The following is a 26590-nucleotide window of genomic DNA, read 5'->3' as shown; positions in this document are numbered from 1 at the left end:
CCATACTTCTTGGGCAACTCCGCAAGCGTCATCTCCTCGCGGATTGCTTCAAGCGCGACCTTGGCTTTGAACTCTGGCGAATGGTTCTTTCGTTTTTTCATTCTGGATCACTTCTCTCATCATGCAATAACAACCGCACTTTGTGCGGTGAGTGATCGGCGTGAACAGGCTGCGAATCAATTATGGTCCGACATTCGCGACGAATGGGAACTTACCTTAAAAACTAGCTTTTGTTACCCTGAGCGTCACCCCGAGCAAGCCTGTGGCTTTCACGGCGACACAGGCAATTAATAAGCCATTATTTTGACAAGAAAAAATGGTGAGCCGGTCGGGATCCGAACCCGAGACCTACTGATTAAAAGTCAGTTGCTCTACCAACTGAGCTACCGGCCCACACTTGTCGGGCTTCTCTAAGTTTGTGGAGCGCTGGGGTCAAGCCTCTTTTCACACTTTTCCGTCGGATTGCTGGTAAATCTTTTTCAGGGGGTCTATATCGCCCTTATGACACAGGCTTTTCCAATGGATTCCCTTCCTTTCATGAAAATGCACGGGCTGGGCAATGATTTCGTGGTGATCGATTCTCGTGGGCGCGCACATGTTGTGACGCCTGCTTTGGCGCGTGCACTGGGGCATCCGCACCTTGGTGTGGGATTCGATCAATTGGCTGAAATCCTCGACAGCAAGGATTCGGACGTTGAGTTGGTGTTTTATAACGCTGATGGGTCCACTGCAGGGGCCTGCGGGAATGCCACGCGGTGTATTGCCCGACATTTGATGGCCGAATCTGGTGCTTCAAACGTGACTCTGCGCACCGAGCGCGGTGTTCTTATCGGCGAAGACGCGGGCAATGGCCTCACGCGGATCAACATGGGCGCGCCACTCCTAAACTGGAACGACGTGCCGATCGCGGAAAATATTGATACATTAAGCCTCCCCATTGACGGCAATCCCACCGCCACGGGCATGGGCAATCCACATTGCACCTTTATCGTTGAGGACGCGGACGCCATTGATCTGGAAACTCTCGGCGCGAAGTTTGAGCACCACCCCCTTTTCCCCGAGCGTACCAACGTGCAGTTCATCTCGCTTCTTGCACCTGATCGCATTCGTATGCGGGTCTGGGAACGTGGCGTGGGCATCACGATGGCGTCTGGCTCAAGCAGCTGCGCGAGTGCGGTCGCCGCCGCCCGGCGTGGACTTACGGGGCGACGCGTGGATGTTGTGCTCGACGGTGGCGAACTCCAAATTGACTGGCGCGACGATGGTGTCTGGATGACGGGCGCGACCATGCATGTCTTTGACGCCAGCCTAAACCGCTCGTTTTTGGAAACTGTCAAATGAGTATCCCAAATTTCATCACGCCAAAATTCACCACCCTTGGCTGTCGCCTCAACGCCTATGAAACCGAGGCGATGAAGGAACTCTCTGAGGCCGCAGGCGTGCAAAACGCGGTCATCATTAACACCTGTGCAGTTACGGCGGAAGCAGTGCGCAAGGCACGCCAAGAAATCCGCAAGCTACGCCGCGAAAACCCTGATGCGAAATTGATCGTGACGGGTTGTGCGGCGCAAACCGAACCCGCCACCTTTACCGCCATGCCCGAAGTCGACATCGTGATCGGCAATACCGAAAAAATGCAGGCCGAGACATGGGCGTCGATGGCCCCCGATTTTATCGGCCAAACCGAATCCGTACAGGTCAACGACATCATGGCCGTCACCGAAACCGCGGGCCATTTGATCGACGGATTCGGCACCCGCAGCCGCGCCTATGTTCAGGTCCAAAACGGCTGTGATCATCGCTGCACCTTCTGCATCATCCCCTATGGTCGCGGAAATTCGCGCTCGGTGCCTGCAGGTGTTGTGATCGACCAAATCAAACGCCTCGTGCAAAAGGGCTACAACGAGGTGGTGCTTACGGGCGTTGACCTTACCAGTTGGGGCGCCGATCTTCCCGCCACGCCGAAACTTGGTGATTTGGTGATGCGGATTCTGAAATTGATCCCCGACCTGCCACGCCTTCGGATCAGCTCGATTGATTCCATCGAAGTGGATGACAACCTCATGCAGGCCATAGCGACAGAACCGCGCCTGATGCCGCATCTGCACCTCAGCTTGCAGGCGGGCGACGACATGATTCTCAAACGCATGAAGCGCCGCCATCTGCGCGACGATGCGATTGCCTTTTGCGAAGAAGCCAAACGTCTGCGGCCGGAAATGACCTTCGGCGCCGATATCATCGCGGGCTTCCCCACCGAGACCGAGGAGATGTTTGCTAACTCCCTTAAAATGGTGACGGACTGCGATCTAACGTGGCTCCACGTCTTCCCCTATTCTGCCCGCGAAGGCACCCCCGCCGCGCGAATGCCCGCCGTGAATGGCAATGCAATCAAATCCCGCGCCGCGCGTCTTCGCAAGGCTGGCGACGAACGGGTTGCCCTGCATCTCGCGGCGCAAATCGGGAAAACGCATTCCATTTTGCTTGAAAACCCCCATATGGGTCGCACCGAGCAATTCACCGAAGTGCATTTTGACACCCCGCAAATCGAGGGTCAAATCGTTCAGGCGACAATCTTTGGCGTGGCGGGAAATCAACTCACCGCATGAAACCCCTCCTCTATTCCTTTCGCCGCTGCCCCTATGCCATGCGCGCCCGTCTCGCCCTTGCCTCGGCACAAATCCCTTGCGAGCTCCGCGAAATCCTGTTGCGCGACAAGCCCGAGGCGATGCTTGAGGCCTCCCCCAAAGGGACGGTGCCGGTTTTGATTCTGCCAAACGGCGTGGTCGACGAGAGCCTCGACATTATGATCTGGGCCTTGTCGCAAGACGATCCCGAGGGCTGGCTCGACGGCAAAGCGGAGGCCCTCGCCCTGATTGAGCGCTCCGACGGCCCCTTCAAAACCGCGCTGGATCGCTACAAATACGCGACCCGCTATGAGGGCGTTGATTCCACCGAAGAGCGCACAAAAGCCGCGCTGTTCCTGCAGGACCTAAACACGCGATTGACCCAGTCCCCATATCTTCTGGGCGACCACCCGACACTCGCCGACATGGGCATTGTCACCTTCGTGCGCCAATTCGCCAATGTGGATCGCGCGTGGTTTGACGCACAGCCTTGGCCCGATTTGATCCGCTGGCTAGAAACATTTCTGGCCTCGCCCCGCTTTGCCCATATTATGGTGAAACACCCCGTTTGGATGCCAGATACGGCGGGTATCGACTTCCCATAAACCGGCTCTGCGTAAATCCAACTTGCGACCGACTGTATTTTGAGGTGACACTGGCCCAAAATCGACAAAGGACGCAGAATGCACCCGAATCCCATTTTCCACGACGCCAGCCTTGAGCAAAACCTCGGGTTCGCCCGTGAGCGCGGGTTTGGCACCCTTGCGATCAATGGCGAAGACGGCCCCTTATTGGCGCATATCCCGTTTTTAATTTCCGACGATGGTAAAACCGTCGAGATGCATCTGGTGCGCTCCAATCCCATCGCCCGCGCGCTTTCTAATCCCGCACAGGCTGTGGTTTCCGTCGCGGGACCAGACAGTTACATCTCCCCCGATTGGTACGAGATCGACGAACAAGTTCCCACGTGGAACTATATATCCGTCCACCTGCGTGGCACACTCGAAAAGTTAGAAGCGACAGAGCTACGCGCCCACCTTGATCGCCTCTCCGCTGCAAACGAAGCCCGCCTGCTCCCCAAAACGCCGTGGAAGGCAGATAAAATGTCGCCCGACCCCCTTGAAAAGATGATGCGAATGATTGTCCCCTGCCGAATGACCATCGAAAACATCGACGGGACATGGAAACTCGGGCAAAATAAACCCACTGGTGCGCGACACGCGGCGGCAAAAATGACCAAGGCCCATAACTTGGGGCATGAAACCAATACCCTTGCGGCGCTGATGCTCGGCTCCAACGACTAATATTCAAAGGAATTTTACATGGAACTTTTTTATAGTCCGACCTCGCCCTACGTTCGCAAAGTTATGGTCCTGCTGCATGAAACTGGGCGACTTAATGACGTGCAACTGGTCCCGACGCATGGAACGCCCCTCGCCCCGGCCAAAGGATACGCCGCGCAAAATCCGCTCAGCAAAGTCCCCGCCCTTGCACGGCCAGACGGCGCAACCCTGTACGATAGCCGTGTGATTTGTCAGTATCTGGATGCCCGCGCCAAGAGCGGCCTTTATGGCAACGACAATTCGCGTTGGGATATTTTGACCCTTGAGGCCACCGCAGACGGAATTTTGGACGCAGCCATTTTGATGGTCTATGAAACGCGCCTCCGCCCCGTCGACAAACAATTCCACGACTATATCGAGGCCCAGTGGCACAAAATCGCGAACGCCATTGCCGCCCTTGAGGCGCGGTGGATTGCAAACCTCGAAGGTCCAATCTCAATGGGGCAGATCGCCGTCGCCTGTGCGCTTGGCTATGTCGATTTTCGCCACGACGACCGAGGATGGCGTCAATCGGCCCCCCTTTTGGACGATTGGTATGCAGGATTCGCCGCACGCGACTCAATGACGGCAACGATTCCCCCTAAATAGGTACGATTTTCGCGGCGAAAACCCCACAATCCACATTTATCTCTCAATCTGCGCCAGATTGACCGCTAGACGGGAGCGAATTGGGCCGCTAAACACCGTTTTAAGCCTCCCGCGCATATGCGGGTGACGAACGTTTCTAGCTACCTAAGCTAAAAAATGGAGAGATACTCGTGTCCCACGCAGAAGATCACGAAGGCACACGCCGGGATTTCCTGTACTATGCGACAGCAGGTACAGCAGCAGTTGCGACTGGTGCCGCCGTCTGGCCGCTAGTCAATCAGATGAATCCCAGCGCAGATGTCCAAGCCCTAGCCTCAATTCGTGTTGATATTTCAGAGGTCGAAGTTGGTACGCAGCTGACAGTAAAATGGCGCGGTAAGCCCGTTTTCATCCGTCACCGTACCGAGACTGAAATCGAAGAAGGGCGTGCAGGCGATACGGCCGATCTTGTGGATAACCACGCACGCAACGCCAACATCCTTGATGTCGGCCCCCTCTCGGATCTGAATAACGCAGATGACGCGAACCGCACCTTGGACGAAGCCGGCGCATGGCTCGTGATGATGGGCGTTTGTACGCACCTTGGCTGTGTGCCTTTGGGCGACGGCGCAGGTGATTTTGACGGCTGGTTCTGCCCATGTCACGGCAGCCACTACGATACAGCCGGTCGCATCCGCAAAGGTCCAGCCCCCGAGAACCTTCCGGTTCCAATCGCTGTCTTCGCGGACGAAACAACAATTCAACTCGGATAGGGAAAACGTAATGTCAGGAATTCCGCACGATCATTACGAGCCCAAGACGGGCTTTGAAAAATGGCTAGACGAACGTCTGCCAATCGTTGGCTTGCTTTACGGCACCATCATGATCCCCACACCCAAAAACCTGAACTGGATGTGGATCTGGGGCATCGTTTTGGCCTTCTGTCTGGTGCTGCAAATCATCACCGGCATCATTTTGGCAATGCACTACACGCCCCACGTTGACCTCGCTTTCTCAAGCGTTGAGCACATCATGCGCAACGTGAACGGCGGCCATATGCTGCGTTACATCCACGCAAACGGCGCGTCGCTCTTCTTTATCGCTGTGTATTTGCATATCTTCCGTGGCCTTTACTACGGTTCATACAAATCCCCACGCGAGATCACATGGATCATCGGCATGCTCATCTATCTGATGATGATGGCGACGGGTTTCCTTGGCTACGTTCTTCCTTGGGGCCAAATGTCCTTCTGGGGCGCGACTGTTATCACCGGCCTGTTTGGTGCGATCCCCTTCGTGGGCGAAGCCTTGCAAACATGGCTCCTTGGCGGGCCTGCGGTTGACAATGCAACGCTGAACCGCTTCTTCTCGCTGCACTTCTTGCTCCCCTTCGTGATTGCTGGCCTTGTCATCGTTCACATCTGGGCGTTTCACACGACTGGCAACAACAACCCAACCGGTGTTGAAGTTCGTCGCGGTTCCAAAAAAGAAGCTGAAGCAGATACGCTTCCCTTCTGGCCCTACTTCGTGATCAAAGACTTCTTTGCTCTCGCCGTTGTCCTAACTGTGTTCTTTGCGGTTGTTGGGTTCATGCCAAACTACCTTGGCCACCCAGACAACTACATCCCTGCAAACCCCCTTGTGACACCTGCGCACATCGTTCCTGAATGGTACTACCTGCCCTTCTACGCGATCCTGCGGGCCTTCACGGCGGATGTTTGGGCTGTTCAACTGACCTCTGCCCTCACAGGCGGCATTGTTGACGCGAAGTTCTTTGGTGTTATCGCAATGTTCGGCGCGATTTTTGTGATGGCTCTGGCCCCTTGGCTCGATACATCCAGCGTGCGCTCCGGCAAATATCGCCCGATGTTCAAGTGGTGGTTCGCCCTCCTCGCGCTCGACTTCATGGTCCTGATGTGGGTTGGTGCCCGCGATACCGAGTTCCCGCACGATTGGATCTCGCTCATCGGTGCCACATATTGGTTCGCGTATTTCCTCATCATCCTGCCGCTCCTTGGCGTGATCGAGAAACCGCTCCCATTGCCCGACACCATCGAAGACGATTTCAACGCCCACTATCCCAAAGATGCGTCCGACGCATCCGCGGCGAAGTGAGAAAGGATCAGAGAACAATGATCAAGAAACTCACCCTTTCCGCCCTGACTGCTGTCATTTTGACAGCAGGCTCGGCTTTCGCGTCGGGCGACGAAGCCAGCATCCATGATGCGGATTTCTCCTTCGAAGGGCCCTTTGGCAAATATGACCAAAACCAACTTCAACGGGGCCTCAAGGTTTACACTGAAGTTTGTTCGGCCTGCCACGGCTTGCAATATGTCCCTTTGCGCACCCTAGGGGACGCAGGCGGACCTGAACTTCCCGAAGACCAAGTTCGCGCCTATTCCTCTCAGTTCGAAGTGTTCGACCCTGAGTTGGATGACTTCCGCGAAGCCAAACCCTCCGATCACTTCCCCGCTTCGGGTCTTGAAAACGCCCCTGATCTCTCGCTCATGGCCAAAAAACGCGCCGCGTTCCACGGTCCATATGGCACAGGGATCAACCAACTTATTCAAGGCATCGGCGGACCAGAATACATCGCCGCTCTCCTCACCAGCTACACAGGTGAAGAAAAAGAAGAAGCCGGATCGACGTTCTACGAAAACACCGCCTTCCCTGGTGGCTGGATTGCGATGGCTCCGCCCCTTGCCGGTGAAGACGTTGATTTCGACGACGGTCACAGCAACGAAATCCACCACGAAGCCGAAGATGTTGCGGCCTTCTTGATGTGGACAGCAGAGCCAAAAATGATGGCTCGCAAGCAGGCTGGCTTCGTCGCCGTGCTGATGCTTTTGCTTCTGTCCGTGCTGCTGTATCTGGTCAACAAAAAGATCTGGGCGCCGCATAAACGCAAACACTAGGCTGTTTCAAAGTTTAAAAAGTTTAAAAAGCGTCCTTTTCGAAGGGCGCTTTTTTTAAAATCTAGACCCCAAGATAGGCCGCAAGCTCCGCAGGCGGATCATCCAACGCGTCCTGCGTGTCCATCGGTGGCAACGCATTGCCCCCCGCCACCAGCACCGTTTTCTGCGCGATCCGGCGGGCATCTTCGGGGTCGTGGGTGATCATCAAAAGTGTCGCCCCCGTGTCGTTGGCAACGTCACTCACAAGCTGCAACATCTCGCGTTTAAGCGCGGGTCCCAGCGCCGAAAAAGGTTCATCCAACAGCATCAAAGGACGGGCCCGCAGCACCATCCGCGCGATCGCCACACGCGCCATTTGCCCCCCCGAAAGTTCCGCCGGTTTGCTCTCGGCTTTCCCCTCCAACCCTACTTGTTCCAACGCCTCTGCAACCCGCGCACTCTCTTCCTTGGACAGATGCAAATCAGGCCGAAGTCCAAGCCCCACATTCTGGGCAACGGTGAGATGCGGAAACAGGTTGTTGTCCTGAAACAAGATACTCATGGGGCGCGCACCCGGCCCTAATGAGGCCAAATCCTGCCCCTGCCAAAGGATCTTTCCCGTCGTTGGCGCAAGGAAACCAGCGACCGCAGAAATCAGCGTCGACTTCCCCGCGCCCGAAGGCCCGATCACCGCAACATGATCGCCAGTTTCGATCTCAAAATCGGCCTTTAAGGCGAAACTCCCCTGCATTAGGGTCACATTGTCAAAGCGGAGCATCGGTACGCCCTCCTCGGTCAAACAGATAAAAAACACCCAACGAAAGCAGCATCAACAACAGCGCAGCCCCCGCCGCATCGGCCATACGGTAGGCCCCCATCAAGTCATAAAGCGCCAAAGGCAGTGTCGCGCGCGCAGGGTCCGCAAACAGCGCAACCACGCCCAAATCCCCCATCGAAAGCGCTGCGGCCAGCCCTGCGACAAAGCCAATCGGACGCGCCAAACGCGGCGCTTCCAGCAATCGGAAACGTGCAAATCCCTTCAGGTCAAGACTCTGTGCCAAAGCCCCAAATCGCGCGTCACAGGCCTCGACCGCTGGTAAGAAAACCCGCATCGCAAACGGCAACGCAACGATGGAATTCACCAGTGCCGTAATCGGCAACGCCCACTCCTGCGGACTCGCAAATTCAAAGATCACAATGAACAATCCCGCCCCCATAACCAGTGGCGAAACCGCGACCGTCAGATAGCCAATAGCCTCCCCCAAACCACGCGCCGTCCCCCGCAAACGTGTCACCCAAAACGCCAGTGAAAGCCCAAACAAAACGGTCAGACCCGTGGTCGCCATCGACACCAAAAGAGAACGCCCAGCAGCCTGCCACACCGAAAGCGGCAGCGAAATAATCCGTGGCACCCCATCAATCACAATCATCGCCAGCGGCAGCCCCAAAAAGAGAGATGTCAACAAAAGCCAGACACTATCCCCCACATGCGACCCCCCTGTCGCATAGTGATTCACCACGCGATCAAATCCCCCGCCCACGGATGCGGCCCGCGCCAAACGCCAAGCCAATAGAGCCGCGCAGCCCGACAAAGCAACTTGCAAAAGCGCAAGAAGCGCGGCTTTGCTCAGGTCGAAATCAAAGCGGAAGGCATGATAAATCGCGAGCTCAACCGTCGTTGATTTTGGCCCGCCCCCGATAGCAAGCGCGACCGCGAAACTCGTTGTGCAGATGAGGAAAATGATCGCGAAGGCCCCAGGAACAACCTCCGCGAGCATTGGATATTCAAGAAGTCGTCTACGATCTCGCGCATTACATCCAAGGGACGCCGCGAGCCGAAATTGTTCCGACGGGATCGCCAACCAGCCTTGCAGGATCAGACGCACAGCAAGCGGCAGATTAAAGAACACATGCGCAAGAACCACGCCGTGCAAACCGTAAATATGGATCGGTGCGATTCCGAATTGCCCTAAAAACCAACTCACAATTCCCGAGCGCCCAAAAACTGCCAACAACCCCAGAACGGCAACAATAACCGGAAGCACGAAAGGCGCCCCAAGCAGCGTGATCAGCACCCGCCGCCCAACGAACGAACGCCGCGCCAAGGCTCGCGCTACGGGGATTGCCAAAATGACGCTAAAAAACGCCGAGAGAAGCGCCTGTTTGACCGTAAATGCCAGAGCGGAAATGTCTGCCTCGTTGATCGTGCTGCCGGCTTCTGCTCGCCACGCGACAATGCCAACGGTGCCAAAGCACAAGAATAGAATGAGAGCAGCCACCGCCGCCCCCACCCAGAACCCTATGCCGCGTTGGCGCTTTATTTTGACAGAGAGAGACGCCATTCCTCAAGCGCTCCGTCCCGTTCAGCCTGCGCATCCCCCGCTGCAAAAAGCAGCGCCTCTGTTGGGATGGTCAAAGTTTCAAACCCCTCAGGCAAACCGTCATCCGGCGTCACCGCGGGGTACATCCAATTGGTTGTCGGAATGATTGACTGAAACGCATCGCTCACCATAAACGCCAAAAATTCATCGGCCAAATCGGAGTGATCAGTATGCGCGACCTTGGCCGCGACCTCCACTTGCAAATAGTGCCCCTCTACAAAAGGCGCGGCACTTTTGCTGGCGTCCTCTTCCGCGATCAAATGATAGGCGGGGCTGGTTGTATAGGACAAAACCATATCGGCTTCGCCCTCAAGGAACATGCCATAGGCCTCGGACCAGCCTTTGGTCACGGTGATGATATTGTCCGAAAGCGCTTCCCAAATGGCGGGAGCTTCGTCGCCATAGGCCGCTTTCACCCACATCAAAAGACCAAGGCCCGGTGTGGAACTGCGCGGGTCTTGGATGACGATTTTCAGATCGCTTGCTGCCAGCTCTTTAAAGTTTGCAGGAGGGGTGGAGATCTTTGTATTGTCATAGATAAACGCGAAATAGCCCCAATCATAGGGGATGAACATTGTGTCTTCCCACTCGATTGGTAAGTCAAACGCGACGCCCTCTTGCCCGTGCAACGCAAAGAGACCCGTTTCCGCCGCAGCCGCCGTCAAATTCGTGTCTAATCCAAGGACAATGTCAGCTTTTGTGCGCACGCCTTCAAGACGAACGCGTGCCAAAAGGGCCGCGCCATCGCCCGCGCCCACGAGCTTCAAATCGCACTCACATTGCGCTTCAAACGCCGTCTCGATCGCCGGACCCGGCCCCCAATCAGACACAAAACTATCGTAGGTATAAACTGTCAGCTCTTGGGTATCCGCCGTGGCCGCGCTGGCCAAAACGATACCCGCTGCAATCATGGAATATTTCATTCGTATTCTCCATCATGCGACGGGCGGATGAAGGGGGAGAATCCCAGACCTTCCCTCCGCCGATCTTAATCGGTTCAGGTTCAACGGGTCCACTTTCGTATCTCAGCCGCTAAGGCCCCCCGAGGTAGGACCACATCTATTGATCTGATTGCAGGGGTGCAAGGCATATCCACTTGAGCCAAACGCAGGGGACATGTACAGATCAGAGCAAAGGAGCCGCATATGTCGATGAACAGTTTTGGACACCTCTTTCGCGTCACAACTTGGGGTGAAAGCCACGGACCTGCCCTTGGGGCGACGGTTGACGGCTGCCCGCCCAATGTAGAAATCAACGAGGCGATGCTGCAAAAATGGCTCGACCTGCGCAAACCCGGTCAGAATAAATACACGACCCAGCGGCGCGAAGCAGATGAAGTTCGGATTCTCTCGGGTGTTTTTGAGGGGAAAACCACTGGCACGCCCATTCAATTGATGATCGAAAACACCGATCAACGCAGCAAAGATTACGGCGATATTGTCGAGAAATTCCGCCCCGGTCATGCGGACATTACCTATTATCAAAAATACGGCATTCGCGATCATCGTGGCGGCGGGCGCAGCTCGGCTCGCGAAACGGCGGCACGTGTAGCCGCAGGCGGGATTGCGCGCGCGGTTCTTGCTACGCTTTTACCCGACCTCAAGATCAAGGGTTTCATGGTGCAAATGGGACCGCATTCCATTGACCGCGAAAATTTTGACTGGGATCAAATCGATCAAAACCCCTTTTGGACACCCGACGCGATATCGGCCAAGGACTGGGCCGCCTACTTGGACGGGTTACGCAAATCTGGAAGTTCCATCGGAGCGATTGTTGAGGTTGTGGCGCAGGGCGCGCCCGCAGGCCTCGGCGCGCCGGTTTATGCCAAGTTAGACACTGATTTGGCCGCAGCGATGATGAGTATTAACGCGGTAAAAGGCGTTGAAATTGGCGAGGGCATGCATGCTGCAGTACTGACGGGCGAAGAAAACGCCGACGAAATTCGTATGGGTTCGAACGGACCGGAATATACTTCAAACCACGCGGGCGGCATTCTGGGCGGGATTAGCACAGGCCAAGACCTCGTGGTGCGCTTTGCGGTCAAACCAACATCCTCGATCCTCACGACCCGCAAAACAGTGTCTAAAGCAGGCGAAGATACCGAAATTATCACCAAAGGCCGCCACGACCCCTGTGTCGGCATTCGCGCCGTTCCCGTGGGCGAAGCAATGATGGCCTGCGTGATTTTGGACCATTTTTTGCTTCACCGTGGGCAAGTCGGCACGAACCAAGGGAAGATCGGCTAGGCTGCGATTCCCGCATCCAACAGAGCTTTGATTTCTTCCTCGCTGGTGCCAAGGGTGACGCGGCCAATTTCTGCGTCGCCTTTTAGAACAACCAAAACAGACCGGCGTGGAATTTTCAGGCGGCGAGCTAATTCGTCTTTTGAATATTGATCCCAATCAAAATACACGAACAATAGACCCGCATCATAGGCCGGATTTTCCGCTCGTAACTTTTGAATTACGCGGTTCTGCGCCGCGCAGGTGGTGCACCAATCCGTGGCGAAATCGATGAAAACAGTTTTCCCTTCGGCGAGGGCTTTGTCGACCAATCCGGGCGTATAAGCCACCGAACCAGAATTCGCTTGGGCGCTTAGGGGAAGCGTTGCCAAGGCGGCAGTGAAGGCAAGAAAATGTCGTCTGTCCATTGGGACCTCCTAGATTGAAACGGAAAAATCAACGAGCCACGCAGGAAGGTTTTGCAACGCCCAGCGCTCGAGAATGATGTGAAGTTGAAAGTAGATTGCAGTGCCCACGAGGATAAAGGTGATCCCCATAATGACGCGCGACTTTGCCGCAATTCGGCGCATTAGAGCCTGCCGCTTGAGCAAAGTCGCGCGCGCGCCATAGGCCAATAACAGGATCACTGTCGAGACTCCGAGGGCAAAACTCACCATAATCAGCGTGGCCCAAACGAGGCTCTCTCCTTGGGTGGCAAGCGCAATCGCGCCGCCCAAGGTGGGTCCAACACAGGGACTCCAGACCGCGCCCAACAGTGCCCCGCCCCAGAACTGTCCCCAAAGCGACTCGCGATTTAAGCCGTCAATGTTTTGATCTGCTTTCTGTGAAAGGCCGGATGTCGCGCGGCTGAATTTATCGCCGAGCTTGGGCACCAGTAGAACTATGCCAAAGACCACCATCAACACCGCGCCGATACGGGCGACATCCTCTGGCAATATCCCCACCGCAAGGCCGATGGTGGAAAGCGCCACGCCAAGGATAACAAAGGTCAGCGACATGCCCGCAGCAAGGGCCAGCGGGCCGCGTGGACTCGCCTGAAGGGCCGTCGCCAAGACAATCGGCAATACCGGCAAAACGCAGGGGTTGATCAACGTTAGAAGTCCCGCCAGATATCCAAAAACTAATTCCATATTTCGGAGCTAGCAGGTTTCAAACGCCCTGTCAGGCGCGCGCGGTAAGGGTCGCGCGTTTGTGAAGCTTCGTTAGATTGGTTTTTGGCGCGCGAGTTGAACCGCAAGAATGCCAAGAGAAATTATCACCACGCCGATGATGTCCCACATGCCCAAAGTTTCGCCCAGCATAACGGCCGCCACCGCCGCCCCTAGGAACGGATTGAGAAAGTGGAATGTAGCCGCGCGGGTCATGCCAATGCGATCCACCAGTTTGAACCAAATGACCGTGGCCATCAGGCCCGGCACAAGAACAGTATAGGAAAACGCGGCAATCAGTTTAGGCGAGAAATTCACCGACATGTCTTCGCCAATCACAACGGAGGCAATCGCCAAAACAATCGCTCCGACAAACATTTGCAAGCCCACGATCATCATCACATTGCCGCCCGATGACGCGCCGCGCATCGAGAGCGTGGCGATCGTAAGGCCGAGCACACCAACGATACAATAGGCGACTCCGATCAGATCAACGCCACCACTTAAACGCGTTCCGAGAATCAGGAATGTGCCGACAAAGCCCGCGGCGAGACCCACCACCGCCTGTTTGGGGAGGCGTTCAGACAGAAATACCCAACCTGCGAAGGCCACAAGAAGCGGCATTGTCGAGGCAATGATCGACGCAAACGAGGCCTCAATGCGCTGCATCGCCATAAAGAACAGCCCGAGGTAGAGCGCATTTTGGCAGAGACCGAAAACAAATGTCGATTTCCATTGTGTGCGGGTGAGGTGCCACGTTTGCCCCATCGCGCGGGCGATCAAAACACCCAAGATTCCCGAGATGAAAAACCGAAACGAGAGGGAGGCCAAGGGCGGCGCGTCGGCAACAATGATCCGCGCCGATGTAAAGGCGGAACTCCATGCGAAGGCAAAAACAAGCCCCATCAACAAAGACCGAAAGTCCATCTGCGTCCCCTTTTTGGAAATTTCGTGAAGCCAATAGAAAAGGGCCGCCAAAAGGCGACCCTAAACAATTTCTGCGCCGCCACAAGGGCAGCACATCCGTTTAAAACAGCTTAGCCGTTCACGCTATCTTTAAGCGCTTTTGCAATTGTCATTTTGACAACTTTATCAGCTTCTTTTTGAATTTGCTCGCCAGTTGCTGGGTTGCGAACTGTACGCTCAGGACGCTCGCGGCAATAGATTTTGCCAACGCCTGGAAGTGTCACGGAACCACCAGCAGAAACTTCGCGTGTAATAATCGCGATTACGGCATCAAGTGCGCCGCCTGCGGATTTTTTGTCTGAGCCCATTTCCTCTGCGAGTGCAGCTACAAGTTGGGTCTTGGTCATTGGTTTTGCCATTTTATGGTCTCCTTGTTCTGCCCTTGATATTGGGCCTCATCGTCGGCATTTAACTGAATATTGTTGAACTACACAACGATTAGTGTCGAAAAAAGACACTTTTTCTAAGTTTTTTTCAAAAAAACGACGGTAATTTACAAAAATGCCGTTTCATCGAAGCTTCTGAGCTTGCGAGAATGGATTTTCTCCAAAGGTTGCGAGCGCAGACTCTCCATGGCCTGTATCCCGATTTGGAGATGTCTGGCCACCTGAGTCTTGTAAAAATCGCTCGCCATACCGGGGAGTTTGAGTTCACCGTGGAGGGGTTTATCCGAGACACAGAGCAGCGTTCCATAGGGGACACGGAAGCGAAAACCGTTGGCCGCAATGGTCGCACTTTCCATATCCAGCGCCACAGCGCGAGACTGTGAGAGCCGTTGAACAGGACCGGATTGGTCGCGCAATTCCCAATTCCGGTTGTCGATCGTGGCGACCGTTCCTGTCCGCATAATCCGCTTCAAATCATACCCCTTTAGTTGGGTCACAGATTCGACCGCATCCTCAAGGGCGATTTGAATTTCGGCGAGGGCGGGAATCGGCACCCAAGGTGGAAGATCATCGTCCAAAACGTGATCTTCGCGTAGATATCCGTGCGCGAGAACGAAGTCGCCAAGGCTCTGCGAATTCCGAAGCCCCGCGCAATGTCCCACCATGAGCCACGCATGAGGACGCAGCACCGCGATATGATCGGTGGCAGTTTTAGCATTACTCGGCCCGACGCCGATATTGACCAAAGTAATGCCCGAACCATCTTTGCGTTTCAGGTGGTAGGTCGGCATCTGTGGGGACTTTTCGGGCGGGATGATCGGCGTGTGCGGATCAGTAATCACAACATTGCCCGTGGACACAAAGGAAGTGTACCCAGAGGACTTGTCGGCCAAGACCTTGCGGGCATAGGCCTCAAATTCCTCAACATAGAACTGATAGTTGGTAAACAAGACGAAGTTCTGGAAATGCTCGGCCCGAGTTGCGGTATAGTGTTGAAGGCGCGCCAATGAATAATCGACACGTTGCGCGGTAAAGGGGGCCAAGGGGCCCGTGCCATCACTCGAAACCGTGTTGAACCCGTTGACGATATCGTCGTTTGTTGTAGCCAAATTGGGAACGTCAAACACATCGCGCAGGGGGAATCTCATCGCACCATCTTGGGGTACTGTCACATCCTCATCATTGGCGACGGCAAAATGCACCGGCATCGGAGTCGTCGAGATACCCACAGATACAGGCACGTTGTGGTTGCGGAGGAGCAGTCCGATTTGCTCAGTCAGATAGCCTTTGAACAAATCCGGTCGTGTGATTGTCGCGGCATAGGTTCCAGGTTCGGCGACATAGCCAAAGGACAAACGGCTGTCGGAAAGCGCAAAACTGGTCGTTGTGATTCTAATCTCCGGGTAAAAGGCGCGGTATTTTGCATCGGGGCGCGGGCCCAAAACTTTAGAGCTAAATTTTTCGCACAAAAAGCTGGAGGCTTCTTGGTAGAGTTCTGTAAGACGTGCGACCGCTGCCTCCGCCGAGTCAAAGTTTTCGGGCCGAGCTGTCGGTGGTGTGTGGACTGGTAAATTTAAGTCTTCGGTTCTCATTCTTTATCCTCAATCAAATCGGTCAGTTCGAATTTTGTTACATCCACAAGGCCTAGGTCGCTGATCCGTAACTCGGGGATCACAACCAACGCCAGCAAGGAATGCTGCATATACGCATTGTTCAGGGTGCAACCACAGTCCAACATCGCTTCGACCAATTTGTCAGCCTTCGCCGCCACAACTTTGGCAGGTAAATCCGACATAAGCCCAGCAATCGGAAGTTCGACCAAAGCCAGCTCCTTACCGTCCTGAAACACTGTCACGCCGCCGCCGACTTCGCCCAAACGGTTTGCCGCTGCTGCCATATTTGCGCGGTCCGTTCCAACGACAATCATATGGTGGCTATCATGCGCAACAGTCGAAGCAATAGCCATGCGGCCTTGATATTGGAATCCGGAAACAAAGGCATTGGTCACGCCGCCGGTGCCCAAATGACGTTCGACCAAAGCAATCTGGCAAACATCTTGTGCTTGATCCCCTTCGATCAAGCCATCAACCACCAAAAGATCCCGTGTTAGAGCCTTTGTCGGTGCTTGATTTTCAACCACGCCAATGACTTTAACAATCACTGCATTTGCCCCTTCGGGCGCTTTGATTTCGAAATCTTCAGCCACACGGTCACGACCAAGGTTCACAGTTTGCCGCGCATGTGTGGGCCACTCAAGATGGGGGCAATCGACCTTGATCTCTCCATCCTGTGCCACGGTCACGCCACGCGCAATCACGCGGTCAATCGGTAGAGTTGTCAAATCGCTCGTGAGGATCACATCGGCGCGCCTTCCTGGTGCAATAGAGCCTAATTCTCGCTCCAAACCGAAATGCGTGGCTGTATTGATCGTCGCCATTTGCAGCGCAATTACAGGGTCACATCCACAAGCAATCGCGTGGCGCACCACACGGTTCATGTGGCCCTCATTTACCAACGTCCCTGAATGGCAGTCATCGGTGCACAGAATAAAGCTGCGCGGGTCGAGGCCTTTTTCGGTCACGGCAGTAATTTGGCTTTCAACGTCATACCAAGCGGAGCCAAGCCGCATCATGTGGCGCATCCCTTGTCGCACGCGCGCAATCGCATCGGCCTCACAGGTTCCCTCGTGATCATCCGCTGGACCACCCGCCGCATAGGCATGAAAGGCAGGGCCTAAATCGGGGCTGGCATAGTGGCCACCAACCGTTTTATTCGCATTCTGGGTGGCGGCGATTTCGGCCAGCATTTTTGGATCGCCATTGACCACACCAGGGAAGTTCATCATCTCGCCAAGGCCGATAATTCCGGGCCAGTTCATCGCCTCAACCACATCCTCTGGCGTAATTTCAAAACCCGTCGTCTCCAACCCCGGTGCCGAAGGCGCACAGCTTGGCATCTGGGTAAACACGTTAATGGGCTGCAATAGAGCCTCATCATGCATCAAACGCACGCCCTCAAGCCCAAGGACATTGGCGATTTCATGGGGATCCGTGAACATCGACGTCGTACCATGGGGCACAACGGCACGGGTAAATTCAGCGGGCGTCAACATGCCGCTCTCGATGTGCATATGCGCGTCGCACAGACCGGGGATCATAAACGCGCCTTCGGCGTCAATGATCTCCGTGTCTGGACCAATGCAATGTTGCGCGTCAGGCCCACAATAGGCAAAGCGCCCGTCCGCGATGGCTAAATCATAACCTTCAAGCACTTCGCGCGTGTGAACATTGACCCATTTGCCATTGCGAATGACGAGGTCTGCGGCTTCTCTTCCGGCCGCGACAGCAACCAGTCGGGCTGCACTTTCGGGCCAAGTTTTAAGGGGGCTATTTTCCATAGGTCATTTGTTCCTAGATTTCGGGTATGTGCAAGTGAAGAAAATGCGACAATGGCGTTTCTCGCTTGCGGCCCGAAGCGAGATTTCGCATCCTATCCCGATGAAAAAACACCTCTTATCCTTCGGCCACGGCTACAGCGCACAGGCATTTGGTGCCCTATTAGACCCTGATCTATGGCAAATCACAGGCACAAGTCGTGCGGGTGGCAACCAGACCATAGCATGGCCGGGAACGTCGATTTCCCTCGCATTAGAAACTGCAACGCACGTGTTAGTGTCGATTGCGCCGGATGAGAATGGTGACGTTGTCCTCAATGCACTTGGCGATGAAATCGCCCGCGCTGCACCGCACCTTGAATGGGTTGGGTATCTTTCGACAACGGGCGTTTATGGCAACCATGACGGCGGTTGGGTTGACGAGGCTACCCCCCTCACCCCCTCAACTAAACGCGGCGAAATGCGCGTCTTGGCAGAATCTCAGTGGCAAAAACTGGCAAAATCAACGGGACTGCCACTTCATATATTTCGCCTTGCAGGGATTTACGGCCCCGGACGCGGACCCTTTGCGAAAGTCCGCAATGGAACGGCACGCAGAATTATCAAGAAAAATCAGGTCTTTTCGCGGACCCATGTCGCGGACATTGCGCAAGTTTTGGCGGCAAGCGTGGCGCACCCCAATCCGGGGGCAATTTATAACGTCTGTGATGATTTCCCTGCGCCGCCCGAGGACGTGATCGGCTTTGCCGCCGAACTTCTTGGCGCGCCAATCCCACCCGCAATTGATTTTGATACCGCAGAAATGTTACCGATGGCGCGAAGCTTTTATGCAGAGTCAAAACGGGTTCGAAACGACAAAATCAGAGTCGAATTAGGCGTAAATCTGTTGTTTCCCGACTATCAATCGGGCCTACGCGCCTTATTAGAGGAAGATTAAGCACGTTGACTTGAAATCTGTGCCACGCACAGCACATCCAGAACTTTTGCTTCAATATGCTCGCTGTTCATCGCCGCATCCGCATACATATCAACTGGATTTGCATGGTCGATAAACGTGTCCGGCAGCACCATTGACCGGAACTTAAGTCCCGTGTCAAAAACGCCCTCTTCGGCCAGCAATTGAGCCACATGGCTTCCAAAACCACCGATTGCCCCCTCTTCGATTGTGATTAGCGCTTCGTGGTCGCGTGCGAGGCGAAGGATCAATTCGCGATCCAACGGTTTCGCAAAGCGCGCATCAGCAATCGTTGGGGTGATACCCCGCGCGGCAAGTTTCTCTGCGGCTTTTTCGACTTCTGACAGACGTGTCCCAAACGAAAGGATCGCAACCCGTGCGCCTTCTTGGATCATGCGCCCCTTACCGATTTCAAGCGGAATACCCCGTTCGGGAAGGTCAACGCCCACGCCTTCGCCGCGTGGAAAGCGGAAGGCACTGGGGCGGTCATTAATGCTGGCGGCGGTCGCGACCATATGCACTAGTTCCGCCTCATCTGCGGCGGCCATCACGACAAAATCGGGAAGGTTGGCCAGAAAAGCGATGTCAAAGCTACCAGCGTGGGTCGCGCCATCAGCCCCAACTAGGCCCGCGCGATCAATCGCGAACCGGACCGGAAGGCGCTGGATTGCCACGTCATGAACCACCTGATCATAGCCGCGTTGCAGGAAAGTGGAATATATCGCACAGAAGGGCTTTATCCCACCGGCAGCAAGGGCAGCGGCAAATGTAACGCCATGTTGCTCGGCAATTCCGACGTCAAAACAACGGCTAGGATAGCGTTCGGCGAAGAGGTTTAGGCCCGTACCGTCCGGCATCGCGGCCGTCACTGCCGCGATTTTGTCGTCTTTTGCTGCCTCGGCGAGCAATGCCTTCGCAAAAATATTGGTATAGCTTGGAGCATTCGAAGGCACTTTTTTCTGCTCGCCCGTCAAAACGTCGAATTTCGCAGTCGCATGCCCCTTGTCGCGGGCGCTTTCGGCAGGGGCGTACCCTTTGCCTTTTTTCGTCAGCACGTGAATGAGCATCGGCCCCGTCGCACGGGATTTCACTGTCCGTAAAACCGCCAATAGCGCGTCCATGTCATGGCCATCAATCGGACCGACATAGGAAAAGCCAAGTTCCTCAAAAAGCGTGCCGCCTACGGTCATGTGTTTGACCATTTCCTTGGCGCGTTTGGCCCCTTCTTGGAAGGGATGCGGCAACAGGCTCACCGCCCCACGCGCAGCCGCTTTCAATTCTTGAAACGGTGCGCCCGCGTAAAGGGAGCTTAAGTAGCTCGACATCGCACCAACGGGGGGCGCAATCGACATTTCATTATCGTTCAAAATGACGAACATGCGTTTTTTCAAGTGACCCGCATTGTTCATGGCCTCATAGGCCATGCCCGCGCTCATGGACCCATCGCCAATCACCGCGATTGCGTCGCCGATGCCGTGCTCAGGGGCGCCGCCCAAATCGCGCGCCACAGCAAATCCCAACGCTGCCGAAATCGACGTGCTTGAATGCGCCGCACCGAAGGGATCGTACGGGCTTTCGCTGCGCTTAGTGAAGCCCGACAGACCGCCTTTTTGGCGCAAAGTCCGAATGCGATCACGGCGACCCGTGAGAATCTTATGGGGGTAACACTGGTGGCCCACGTCCCAGATCAAACGGTCCTTGGGCGTATCGAAAACGGCATGGATCGCGGTTGTCAGTTCAACAACGCCTAGACCCGCCCCAAGATGGCCTCCTGTGACGGAGACAGCTGAGATCGTCTCTGCGCGCAACTCGTTCGCAAGTTGAGTCAGCTCAGGGTCACTGAGGGCTTTCATGTCGGCGGGGGCCGAAATGCGATCAAGAATAGGCGTGACTGGTCTTTGGCTCATGCGGCCCTCCTACGGGCTTAACTTTCGCGTGCAATAACGAAACGCGCGGCTTCGCGCAAGTTCTGTGCATTGTCGCCGAAGGGTGCAAGGGCGGATTCGGCCTCATCAATCAGGTCAGATGCGCGTTTTTTCGCCTCATCCATCCCCAAAAGCGAGACAAACGTTGCCTTTCCGGCCTCGGTGTCTTTGTTCAGGCGTTTCCCAGCTTTTTGCGCGTCGCCTTCAACATCCATGATGTCATCTGCGATTTGAAACGCAAGGCCGAGCGCATTGGCATAGTGACGCAGAGGCCCCACATCCTGCCCCGCAAGGATCGGCCCCGCCATAGCGGACCACTGAATAAGCGCGCCGGTTTTATTTGCCTGAAGCTCGGTAATTTGGTCCAAGTTCAGCGGCGTTAGAGCCGTTTCTGATGCTATGTCTTGCATTTGCCCCAGCACCATCCCTTGCCCACCAGAGGCCCGCGCCATTGTTTGGATAAGCTCAATACGTGTCGAAGCCTTGGGCGCGCATTCCTTGCGGGCAAGCAGGTCAAACGCGAGGGTCTGTAAGGCATCGCCGACCAAAACGGCGGTCGCCTCGTCCCATTTCACGTGGACGGTGGGCAGGCCACGGCGCAAATCATCGTTGTCCATGCAAGGCAAATCATCGTGCACCAGCGAGTATGCGTGCAGTGACTCCACTGCCGCGGCGGCCCAAATAGATTGCCGTGGATAGACACCGTATAACCGTGCACCTTCGATCACCAAAAACGCCCGAAGCCGCTTTCCACCCGTCACCGCGTAACGCATTGCGTCGGTCAACGGGACGTTGGGGTATCGCGCAAGCGTTTGGGTAAGACAGGCCGAAACCTCGTCTGCGGCCTGCGCCAAAGCGTTTTCAAACATGTGTTAGAGACCTTCAACCGGCGTCGTACCAATCGGGACACCGCCCTCGCCCAACTTAATGGCGGCGACTTTTTCTTCAGCTTCTTTAAGCTTAGCGTCACAGTGTTCTTTGAGTTTGGCACCGCGTTCATACAGCTTGATCGACTCGTCCAACGCCACTTGGCCGTTGTCCAATTGTCCAACCACTGCTTCAAGCTCGGCCATCGCCTGTTCAAAACTCATTTCGCTCACTGGGGTGTCGCTCATGCGCCGCGCTCCATCAAAATTTCCACATGCGCGGCCGTCGCTTCGGCCAACGCCTCCAAATCATACCCGCCTTCGAGAGACGAGACCACCCGTCCCGAACAGGTTTGGTCCGCCAAATCACAAATCTTTTCCGTGAGCCATCTAAAATCGTCGGTTTCCCAATTGAGCCCTGCCAATGGATCGGCGCGATGCGCGTCGAAACCTGCGGAGACAAGGATCAATTCAGGACGGAATAGAGCCATATATGGGAGAATTTTCTCGGAATAGACCCTGCGCATTTCGACCCCACCAGACCCTTCCGCAAGGGGGACGTTCATCACATTGTTCACGGAACCCGTTTCATCGGCCGCCCCTGTTCCAGGGAACAGTGGCATCTGATGGGACGAGGCAAAGGCAATGCGCGAATCCCCCTCTATGAGGTCTTGGGTGCCATTTCCGTGGTGCACGTCGAAATCAATGATCGCGACACGCTTGAGCCCATGAACTTCCACCGCATATTTGGCCGCAACGGCAACTGAACCAAACAGGCAAAACCCCATCGGCGTTTCGCGTTCCGCGTGATGACCGGGCGGACGCACGGCGGCGAAAGCATTTTGAACCTCGCCCGACAGCACCAAATCGACGGCCCGCACACAGGCCCCCGCCGCGCGATATGCGGCGGCAACCGAGCCCGCCGACATATATGTATCGCCCTCGATTTGGGCGATTCCAGCATCGGGTGCTGAATCCCGAATATCCATGATATGCGATTTCGGATGCACCCTGAGCAAATCATCATCCGCCACCAAAGGGGCCTTTTTGCGCAGAATAGGGTCGAATTTTGCATCCGAAAGCGCCTCAAGGACCCGCTCCAAACGTGCGATTTGTTCGGGGTGGCCCTGGGGCGTTTCGTGCAGAAGGCAATCGGCATGGGTGAGAAGAGCAGTCGTCAAAACGAACTCCTGTTTTAGAGGGTCAATCGCTTCCCAGCATATAGCCTGCGCCCCGAACGGTTTGAAGATAGCGCGGCTGCTTGGGATCGGCCTCAATTTTGCGACGCAGGCGGGTGATTTGCACATCCACGGCGCGTTCTTGCGCCTGCCCCTTGTCGCGTCCAAGGTCCTCAACAAGCTGCCCTCGCGAAAGCGCCTCGCCCATGTTGGCGGTGAAAATTTTCATCAATGCACTCTCAGTTGCCGTTAGCCGGATTGGGGCATCGCCTCGCGCCAATTCCGCACGACTCACGTCGTATCGCAGCGCACCCAAGGTGATTATCTTCGGCCCATTTTGCGCATCAATCGCCGCAGGAATCCGCCGCAAAATCGCGTTAATCCGCAAGAGTAACTCTTTGGGCTCAAACGGTTTGGCAAGATAATCATCCGCTCCGGCCTCAAGCCCTGCAATCCGGTCTTCTGTCTCGCCTTTAGCGGTCAGGAGTAAGATCGGTGTGGTAATCGTTTCGCGCAAACTACGCGTCAGGCTGATCCCGTCCTCGCCCGGCATCATGACATCCAACACGATTAAATCAAACTCAAGCCCGGATAAGATGCGACGCGCATGCACGGCGTCCCGCGCAGCCGTCACCCAAAAACCGTTCCGAATGAGAAACTTTTGAAGCAGACCACGGATGCGCTCATCGTCATCGACAATTAATAGGTGGGCTTCGTTTGCATCGCTCATGAACCGCTCTCCTTGAAATTCTTATACTGGCGCCGCTGGTCCGGGTCCATCATTGCTTCCAAAACTTGCCTAAACCCCGATACGGCCTCGGGCCCCGCTGCGCGAAACGCCGTCCGCATACGGGCACGCTGTGCATCAGAAAGATCCGCCTCGAGGACCTCACCGCTTTCGGTCAGAAACAAATGCCGTTCCCGCTTATCTTTCTTTCCTATACGGCTTTCAACCAAACCGTCTTCGATCAAAGTCCGCAAGACACGATTTAGAGACTGTTTCGTGACCCCAAGAACCAATAATAGATTATTTACTGTGGTTCCCGGACTTCGATGAATGAAATGAACCGCACGATGGTGCGCGCGACCGTACGCGTAGTTCGCCAAAATCCGATCTGGATCGGCCGTAAATCCACGATAGGCAAAGAACATCGCTTCAATCCCTTTGCGCAAATGCTCATCTGTCAGAAACAAAAGGCTTTCTCCGCCTTGAGCTGTCGAACCATCGGCCATATCGATCTCCTTGCGAATGCTATTCAGTTCGATTTTATGTCAGCCTTGTTGACTTTCCAAGAATCAAATAGTAGCAAAGATCAGTTTTTACGCAATAATATGTCCGAAACGGTCATTACTTGCGCAACTTATGAAAAATCAGCCGCGCAGCACGGCAAAATTCGAGGAGAGACCAAATGACCACTGGATATGATGACCGCGACGGAAAAATCTGGATGGACGGAAAACTTGTCGAATGGCGCGACGCAAAAGTCCACCTTTTGACCCATGGTTTGCATTATGCGTCCTCCGTATTCGAGGGCGAGCGTGCCTATAACGGCAAGATTTTCCGCAGCATGGATCACTCGGTTCGCCTGCGCAAATCCGCTGAATATATCGATTTCGAAATTCCCTTCACCGTTGAAGAAATCGAAACCGCAAAATACGAAACGATGAAAGCCAACGGCCTCACTGACGCATATGTGCGCGCGATCGCTTGGCGCGGCGCAGGTCCGGATATGGGTGTCGCCTCCGCGCGCAATCCTGTGCGCCTAGCAATCGCGGCGTGGGAATGGGGCAACTACTACGGTGACGCAAAATATAAAGGTGCGAAACTGGACATCTCCAAATGGAAGCGTCCAAGCCCGGAAACAATCCCTTGCTTCGCAAAAGCAGCCGGCCTTTATATGATCTGCACAATGTCAAAACACGCCGCCGAAGCCAAAGGCTGCTCCGATGCGATGATGTTCGATTACCGCGGCTATGTTGCCGAAGCGACCGGCGCCAATCTTTTCTTTGTCAAAGACGGCGAAGTTCACACACCCTTGCCTGATTGCTTCCTCAACGGATTGACCCGCCAAACAGTCATCACAATGCTGGGCGAAAAAGGCATCAAGGTTCATGAGCGTCACATCACTGTGGAAGAGCTCGAACGCTTTGAGCAATGCTGGCTCACAGGTACTGCGGCGGAAGTAACGCCCGTGGGGCAAATTGGCGCCTACAATTTCGAAGTCGGTGCACTTGCACGTGATATTTCGGAAAGCTACGAAAAACTCGTCCGCGTTTAAGCTAAACTGTGTGACAATAAGAATTCGGCGTCCGACTGATCGGGCGCCATTTTTTTATGCGAATTTCATCGTATTAGAGCCTTTTAACACCCCTGTTCGCTTTAAAACCACAAGCGTCAACAGAAGGACAAAAACCTCGGCAACAGCGCCAGATATCCAAATCCCAATTTCCCCAACCAAGCTCGGCATGAGAACCAATAGCGGAATTCCGAAAATATACGTGCGCGAAAGGTTGAGAAGTGCTGCACGCCGCGCGTCCCCGATGGCTTGAAAATACATTCCCACCATCATCTGTGGCCCAAAAAGAAATAGCGTGAGCGTTGCGAACGGCAGAATGCGTGCAAACTCGTGAACTGTTGCAGCATCAGTCACAAATATTTCACCGATTTCTGAACGAAACAGATACAAACACGCCTGAAACCCTGCGCAATAGACCCCTGCACAGATCATCGCCACTCGAAGCGCAGCCCGCGAACGTTCCGGCTTCCCAGCCCCGAAATTGTTTCCCACAATCGTCTGGGTGGCAAACGACAATCCCAAAATTGGCATAAACACAAACGTCATGACCCGTGTCGAAATACCATACGCACCCGCGATGGCTTGGTAATCGACGGACCAAATTTGCAGCAAGAGAATCGTGATTCCGGCACTAAGCGCAAAGCCGATATAACCGAGGCTTGCTGGCGCACCCAAAGCCAGAAACGTGCGCCATAATTGGGGGGAGGGAGTAAAGCTATGGCGCGAAACTTCAAAACTCCAGCCGACCTTCGCTCGATAGGCGAAAATCGCGGCAATCGCCAGCATTTGAGCCACAATTGATCCCCATGCAGACCCCGCGACGCCCATCTCAAGCTCTGCAACAAAGATGTAATCGAACAGAATATTGAGCAATGCGGACAGGACAGAAATTAACGCCATCGCCGCCATACGCCCCTCCGCCCGTAAGGAATCCGTATTAATAGACAGGAAAAACACCAAGGGTGACCAATAGATCGAGAGGGAAATATACGTGTACCCATGGCGTGCTAGCTCCGCAGAACCATTCGCAGCCCAAGCGACCAAATTCAGACCGAACACTAGAAAAACAGTCACTAATAAAGCGCAAAACAACGTTGTGAGGAGCGAAGCCTGCACGTAACTGCGACCCGCTTCGAACGTGTCACCGGCGCCCAATTGGCGCGCTAGAACGCTGGAAAAACCTGCTGCCACAAGAGTTGAAAGAGCAACAACAAACATGAAAATCGGAAACATCAACGTTACCGCTGTTAAAGCTTCGGCCCCAACATAGCGCCCGAGAAAATACGCATCAATCGTGGCAAAGGATCCGTTGATGACCATCACGAGGATAATTGGAAATGCAGTACGGGCGAAAACAACTCCAAGTGGGTCGGTCAAAAACGGGTTCTTTACATGAATAATGGACGTCATAAATACTCCTGTT

At 54.9% G+C, this 26590-nt stretch carries 27 protein-coding genes, 1 tRNA gene and 1 riboswitch; of the genes, 11 read left to right on the top strand and 17 right to left on the bottom strand.

Translation table 11 applies throughout. From position 1 onward, the window contains the following. Positions 1 to 317: 317 nt before the first annotated feature. Positions 318 to 393, bottom strand: a tRNA-Lys gene (locus tag AB9F26_RS15505). A 126-nt stretch (positions 394 to 519) separates the two neighbouring features. Between AB9F26_RS15505 and dapF the strand changes: the two genes are divergently transcribed. The 8 genes from dapF to AB9F26_RS15465 all read left to right on the top strand — a co-directional run bounded on the left by dapF (position 520) and on the right by AB9F26_RS15465 (position 7449). After that, the gene (gene dapF, locus AB9F26_RS15500; RefSeq protein WP_369768405.1) at positions 520 to 1341 is read left to right on the top strand and encodes a diaminopimelate epimerase; all 822 of its coding nucleotides are present in this window, start codon (positions 520 to 522) and stop codon (positions 1339 to 1341) included. Further along, the gene (gene mtaB, locus AB9F26_RS15495; protein WP_369768404.1) at positions 1338 to 2606 is read left to right on the top strand and encodes a tRNA (N(6)-L-threonylcarbamoyladenosine(37)-C(2))-methylthiotransferase MtaB; all 1269 of its coding nucleotides are present in this window, start codon (positions 1338 to 1340) and stop codon (positions 2604 to 2606) included. The genes dapF and mtaB overlap by 4 nt, the downstream gene beginning before the upstream one ends. After that, positions 2603 to 3229 (top strand): glutathione S-transferase, encoded by a 627-nt coding sequence (locus tag AB9F26_RS15490; protein ID WP_369755763.1) that lies wholly within the window; start codon positions 2603 to 2605, stop codon positions 3227 to 3229. Before mtaB ends, AB9F26_RS15490 begins: the two co-directional genes overlap by 4 nt. Before the next feature lie 78 nt (positions 3230 to 3307). Next, the gene (locus AB9F26_RS15485) at positions 3308 to 3928 is read left to right on the top strand and encodes an FMN-binding negative transcriptional regulator (RefSeq protein WP_335586150.1); all 621 of its coding nucleotides are present in this window, start codon (positions 3308 to 3310) and stop codon (positions 3926 to 3928) included. 18 nt (positions 3929 to 3946) lie between these two features. Next, a complete protein-coding gene (locus AB9F26_RS15480; protein WP_369755765.1) occupies positions 3947 to 4555 on the top strand; it encodes a glutathione S-transferase in 609 nt (202 codons plus the stop codon). 170 nt (positions 4556 to 4725) lie between these two features. Next, positions 4726 to 5307 (top strand): ubiquinol-cytochrome c reductase iron-sulfur subunit, encoded by a 582-nt coding sequence (petA, locus tag AB9F26_RS15475; RefSeq protein WP_335586148.1) that lies wholly within the window; start codon positions 4726 to 4728, stop codon positions 5305 to 5307. Between the two features lie 10 nt (positions 5308 to 5317). After that, positions 5318 to 6649, top strand: coding sequence for a cytochrome b (gene petB, locus AB9F26_RS15470; RefSeq protein WP_335586147.1), 1332 nt, complete (start codon positions 5318 to 5320; stop codon positions 6647 to 6649). A gap of 17 nt (positions 6650 to 6666) precedes the next feature. Then, entirely contained in the window at positions 6667 to 7449 is a 783-nt protein-coding gene (locus tag AB9F26_RS15465) for a cytochrome c1 (protein ID WP_369755768.1), read from the top strand. 61 nt (positions 7450 to 7510) lie between these two features. On the opposite strand, the gene AB9F26_RS15460 is transcribed toward AB9F26_RS15465, so the two are convergent. Genes AB9F26_RS15460 through thiB form a run of 3 tightly spaced genes read right to left on the bottom strand, consistent with a single transcriptional unit; the run spans position 7511 to position 10732 of the window. Then, on the bottom strand, positions 7511 to 8206 hold the full coding sequence (locus AB9F26_RS15460) for an ATP-binding cassette domain-containing protein (protein WP_369768403.1): 696 nt from the start codon (positions 8204 to 8206) through the stop codon (positions 7511 to 7513). Further along, the gene (locus tag AB9F26_RS15455) at positions 8193 to 9770 is read right to left on the bottom strand and encodes a thiamine/thiamine pyrophosphate ABC transporter permease ThiP (protein WP_369768402.1); all 1578 of its coding nucleotides are present in this window, start codon (positions 9768 to 9770) and stop codon (positions 8193 to 8195) included. Before AB9F26_RS15455 ends, AB9F26_RS15460 begins: the two co-directional genes overlap by 14 nt. Further along, positions 9746 to 10732 (bottom strand): thiamine ABC transporter substrate binding subunit, encoded by a 987-nt coding sequence (gene thiB, locus AB9F26_RS15450; protein WP_369768400.1) that lies wholly within the window; start codon positions 10730 to 10732, stop codon positions 9746 to 9748. The genes AB9F26_RS15455 and thiB overlap by 25 nt, the downstream gene beginning before the upstream one ends. 34 nt (positions 10733 to 10766) lie before the next feature. After that, positions 10767 to 10864: riboswitch (TPP riboswitch) on the bottom strand. Positions 10865 to 10954: 90 nt separating this feature from the next. Here thiB and aroC point away from each other — a divergent pair. Continuing rightward, a complete protein-coding gene (gene aroC, locus AB9F26_RS15445) occupies positions 10955 to 12055 on the top strand; it encodes a chorismate synthase (protein WP_369768398.1) in 1101 nt (366 codons plus the stop codon). On the opposite strand, the gene AB9F26_RS15440 is transcribed toward aroC, so the two are convergent. The 6 genes from AB9F26_RS15440 to ade form a co-directional block, all read right to left on the bottom strand. After that, a complete protein-coding gene (locus AB9F26_RS15440) occupies positions 12052 to 12459 on the bottom strand; it encodes a thioredoxin family protein (RefSeq protein WP_369755773.1) in 408 nt (135 codons plus the stop codon). The two genes, aroC and AB9F26_RS15440, sit on opposite strands and share 4 nt — an antisense overlap. A gap of 9 nt (positions 12460 to 12468) precedes the next feature. After that, complete coding sequence (locus AB9F26_RS15435) at positions 12469 to 13182, bottom strand: cytochrome c biogenesis CcdA family protein (protein WP_335586140.1); 714 nt, start codon at positions 13180 to 13182, stop codon at positions 12469 to 12471. Positions 13183 to 13254: 72 nt separating this feature from the next. Continuing rightward, positions 13255 to 14127 (bottom strand): DMT family transporter, encoded by an 873-nt coding sequence (locus AB9F26_RS15430; RefSeq protein ID WP_335586139.1) that lies wholly within the window; start codon positions 14125 to 14127, stop codon positions 13255 to 13257. A 110-nt stretch (positions 14128 to 14237) separates the two neighbouring features. Then, positions 14238 to 14525, bottom strand: a complete 288-nt coding sequence (locus tag AB9F26_RS15425; protein WP_039003236.1) for an HU family DNA-binding protein — start codon at positions 14523 to 14525, stop codon at positions 14238 to 14240. 134 nt (positions 14526 to 14659) lie between these two features. Further along, positions 14660 to 16144: an AMP nucleosidase gene (locus AB9F26_RS15420; RefSeq protein WP_039003237.1), complete on the bottom strand. Its 1485-nt coding sequence runs from the start codon at positions 16142 to 16144 to the stop codon at positions 14660 to 14662. After that, positions 16141 to 17949 carry an adenine deaminase gene (gene ade, locus AB9F26_RS15415; RefSeq protein WP_369768397.1) on the bottom strand — a complete coding sequence of 603 codons (1809 nt, stop codon included), beginning with the start codon at positions 17947 to 17949 and terminating at the stop codon, positions 16141 to 16143. The genes AB9F26_RS15420 and ade overlap by 4 nt, the downstream gene beginning before the upstream one ends. A 100-nt stretch (positions 17950 to 18049) precedes the next feature. On the opposite strand from ade, the gene AB9F26_RS15410 reads away from it, so the two are divergent. Next, positions 18050 to 18883: an SDR family oxidoreductase gene (locus tag AB9F26_RS15410; RefSeq protein ID WP_369768409.1), complete on the top strand. Its 834-nt coding sequence runs from the start codon at positions 18050 to 18052 to the stop codon at positions 18881 to 18883. On the opposite strand, the gene dxs is transcribed toward AB9F26_RS15410, so the two are convergent. From dxs to AB9F26_RS15380, 6 genes are read right to left on the bottom strand one after another with little or no spacing between them, the layout of a single operon-like run. After that, positions 18880 to 20808 carry a 1-deoxy-D-xylulose-5-phosphate synthase gene (dxs, locus tag AB9F26_RS15405; protein ID WP_369768396.1) on the bottom strand — a complete coding sequence of 643 codons (1929 nt, stop codon included), beginning with the start codon at positions 20806 to 20808 and terminating at the stop codon, positions 18880 to 18882. The genes AB9F26_RS15410 and dxs overlap by 4 nt on opposite strands. Before the next feature lie 17 nt (positions 20809 to 20825). Then, positions 20826 to 21695: a polyprenyl synthetase family protein gene (locus AB9F26_RS15400; RefSeq protein WP_335586136.1), complete on the bottom strand. Its 870-nt coding sequence runs from the start codon at positions 21693 to 21695 to the stop codon at positions 20826 to 20828. Between the two features lie 3 nt (positions 21696 to 21698). After that, positions 21699 to 21941 (bottom strand): exodeoxyribonuclease VII small subunit, encoded by a 243-nt coding sequence (locus AB9F26_RS15395; protein ID WP_335586135.1) that lies wholly within the window; start codon positions 21939 to 21941, stop codon positions 21699 to 21701. Beyond that, entirely contained in the window at positions 21938 to 22873 is a 936-nt protein-coding gene (locus tag AB9F26_RS15390) for a histone deacetylase family protein (protein ID WP_369768395.1), read from the bottom strand. The genes AB9F26_RS15395 and AB9F26_RS15390 overlap by 4 nt, the downstream gene beginning before the upstream one ends. Before the next feature lie 22 nt (positions 22874 to 22895). Continuing rightward, entirely contained in the window at positions 22896 to 23600 is a 705-nt protein-coding gene (locus tag AB9F26_RS15385; RefSeq protein ID WP_039003243.1) for a response regulator, read from the bottom strand. Further along, positions 23597 to 24103, bottom strand: a complete 507-nt coding sequence (locus AB9F26_RS15380) for a MarR family winged helix-turn-helix transcriptional regulator (RefSeq protein WP_039003244.1) — start codon at positions 24101 to 24103, stop codon at positions 23597 to 23599. The genes AB9F26_RS15385 and AB9F26_RS15380 overlap by 4 nt, the downstream gene beginning before the upstream one ends. Before the next feature lie 176 nt (positions 24104 to 24279). Here AB9F26_RS15380 and AB9F26_RS15375 point away from each other — a divergent pair, with 176 nt between their 5' ends. Beyond that, positions 24280 to 25149 (top strand): branched-chain amino acid aminotransferase, encoded by an 870-nt coding sequence (locus AB9F26_RS15375; protein WP_369768394.1) that lies wholly within the window; start codon positions 24280 to 24282, stop codon positions 25147 to 25149. 54 nt (positions 25150 to 25203) lie between these two features. On the opposite strand, the gene AB9F26_RS15370 is transcribed toward AB9F26_RS15375, so the two are convergent. Then, positions 25204 to 26577: an MATE family efflux transporter gene (locus AB9F26_RS15370; protein WP_369768393.1), complete on the bottom strand. Its 1374-nt coding sequence runs from the start codon at positions 26575 to 26577 to the stop codon at positions 25204 to 25206. Positions 26578 to 26590: the final 13 nt, after the last annotated feature.

The organism is Falsihalocynthiibacter sp. BN13B15 (assembly GCF_041205415.1).
Lineage (GTDB): Bacteria > Pseudomonadota > Alphaproteobacteria > Rhodobacterales > Rhodobacteraceae > Falsihalocynthiibacter > Falsihalocynthiibacter arcticus.
The sequence above is the reverse complement of the archived record's forward strand: the minus strand, read 5'-3'. Positions and strand labels throughout refer to the sequence as shown.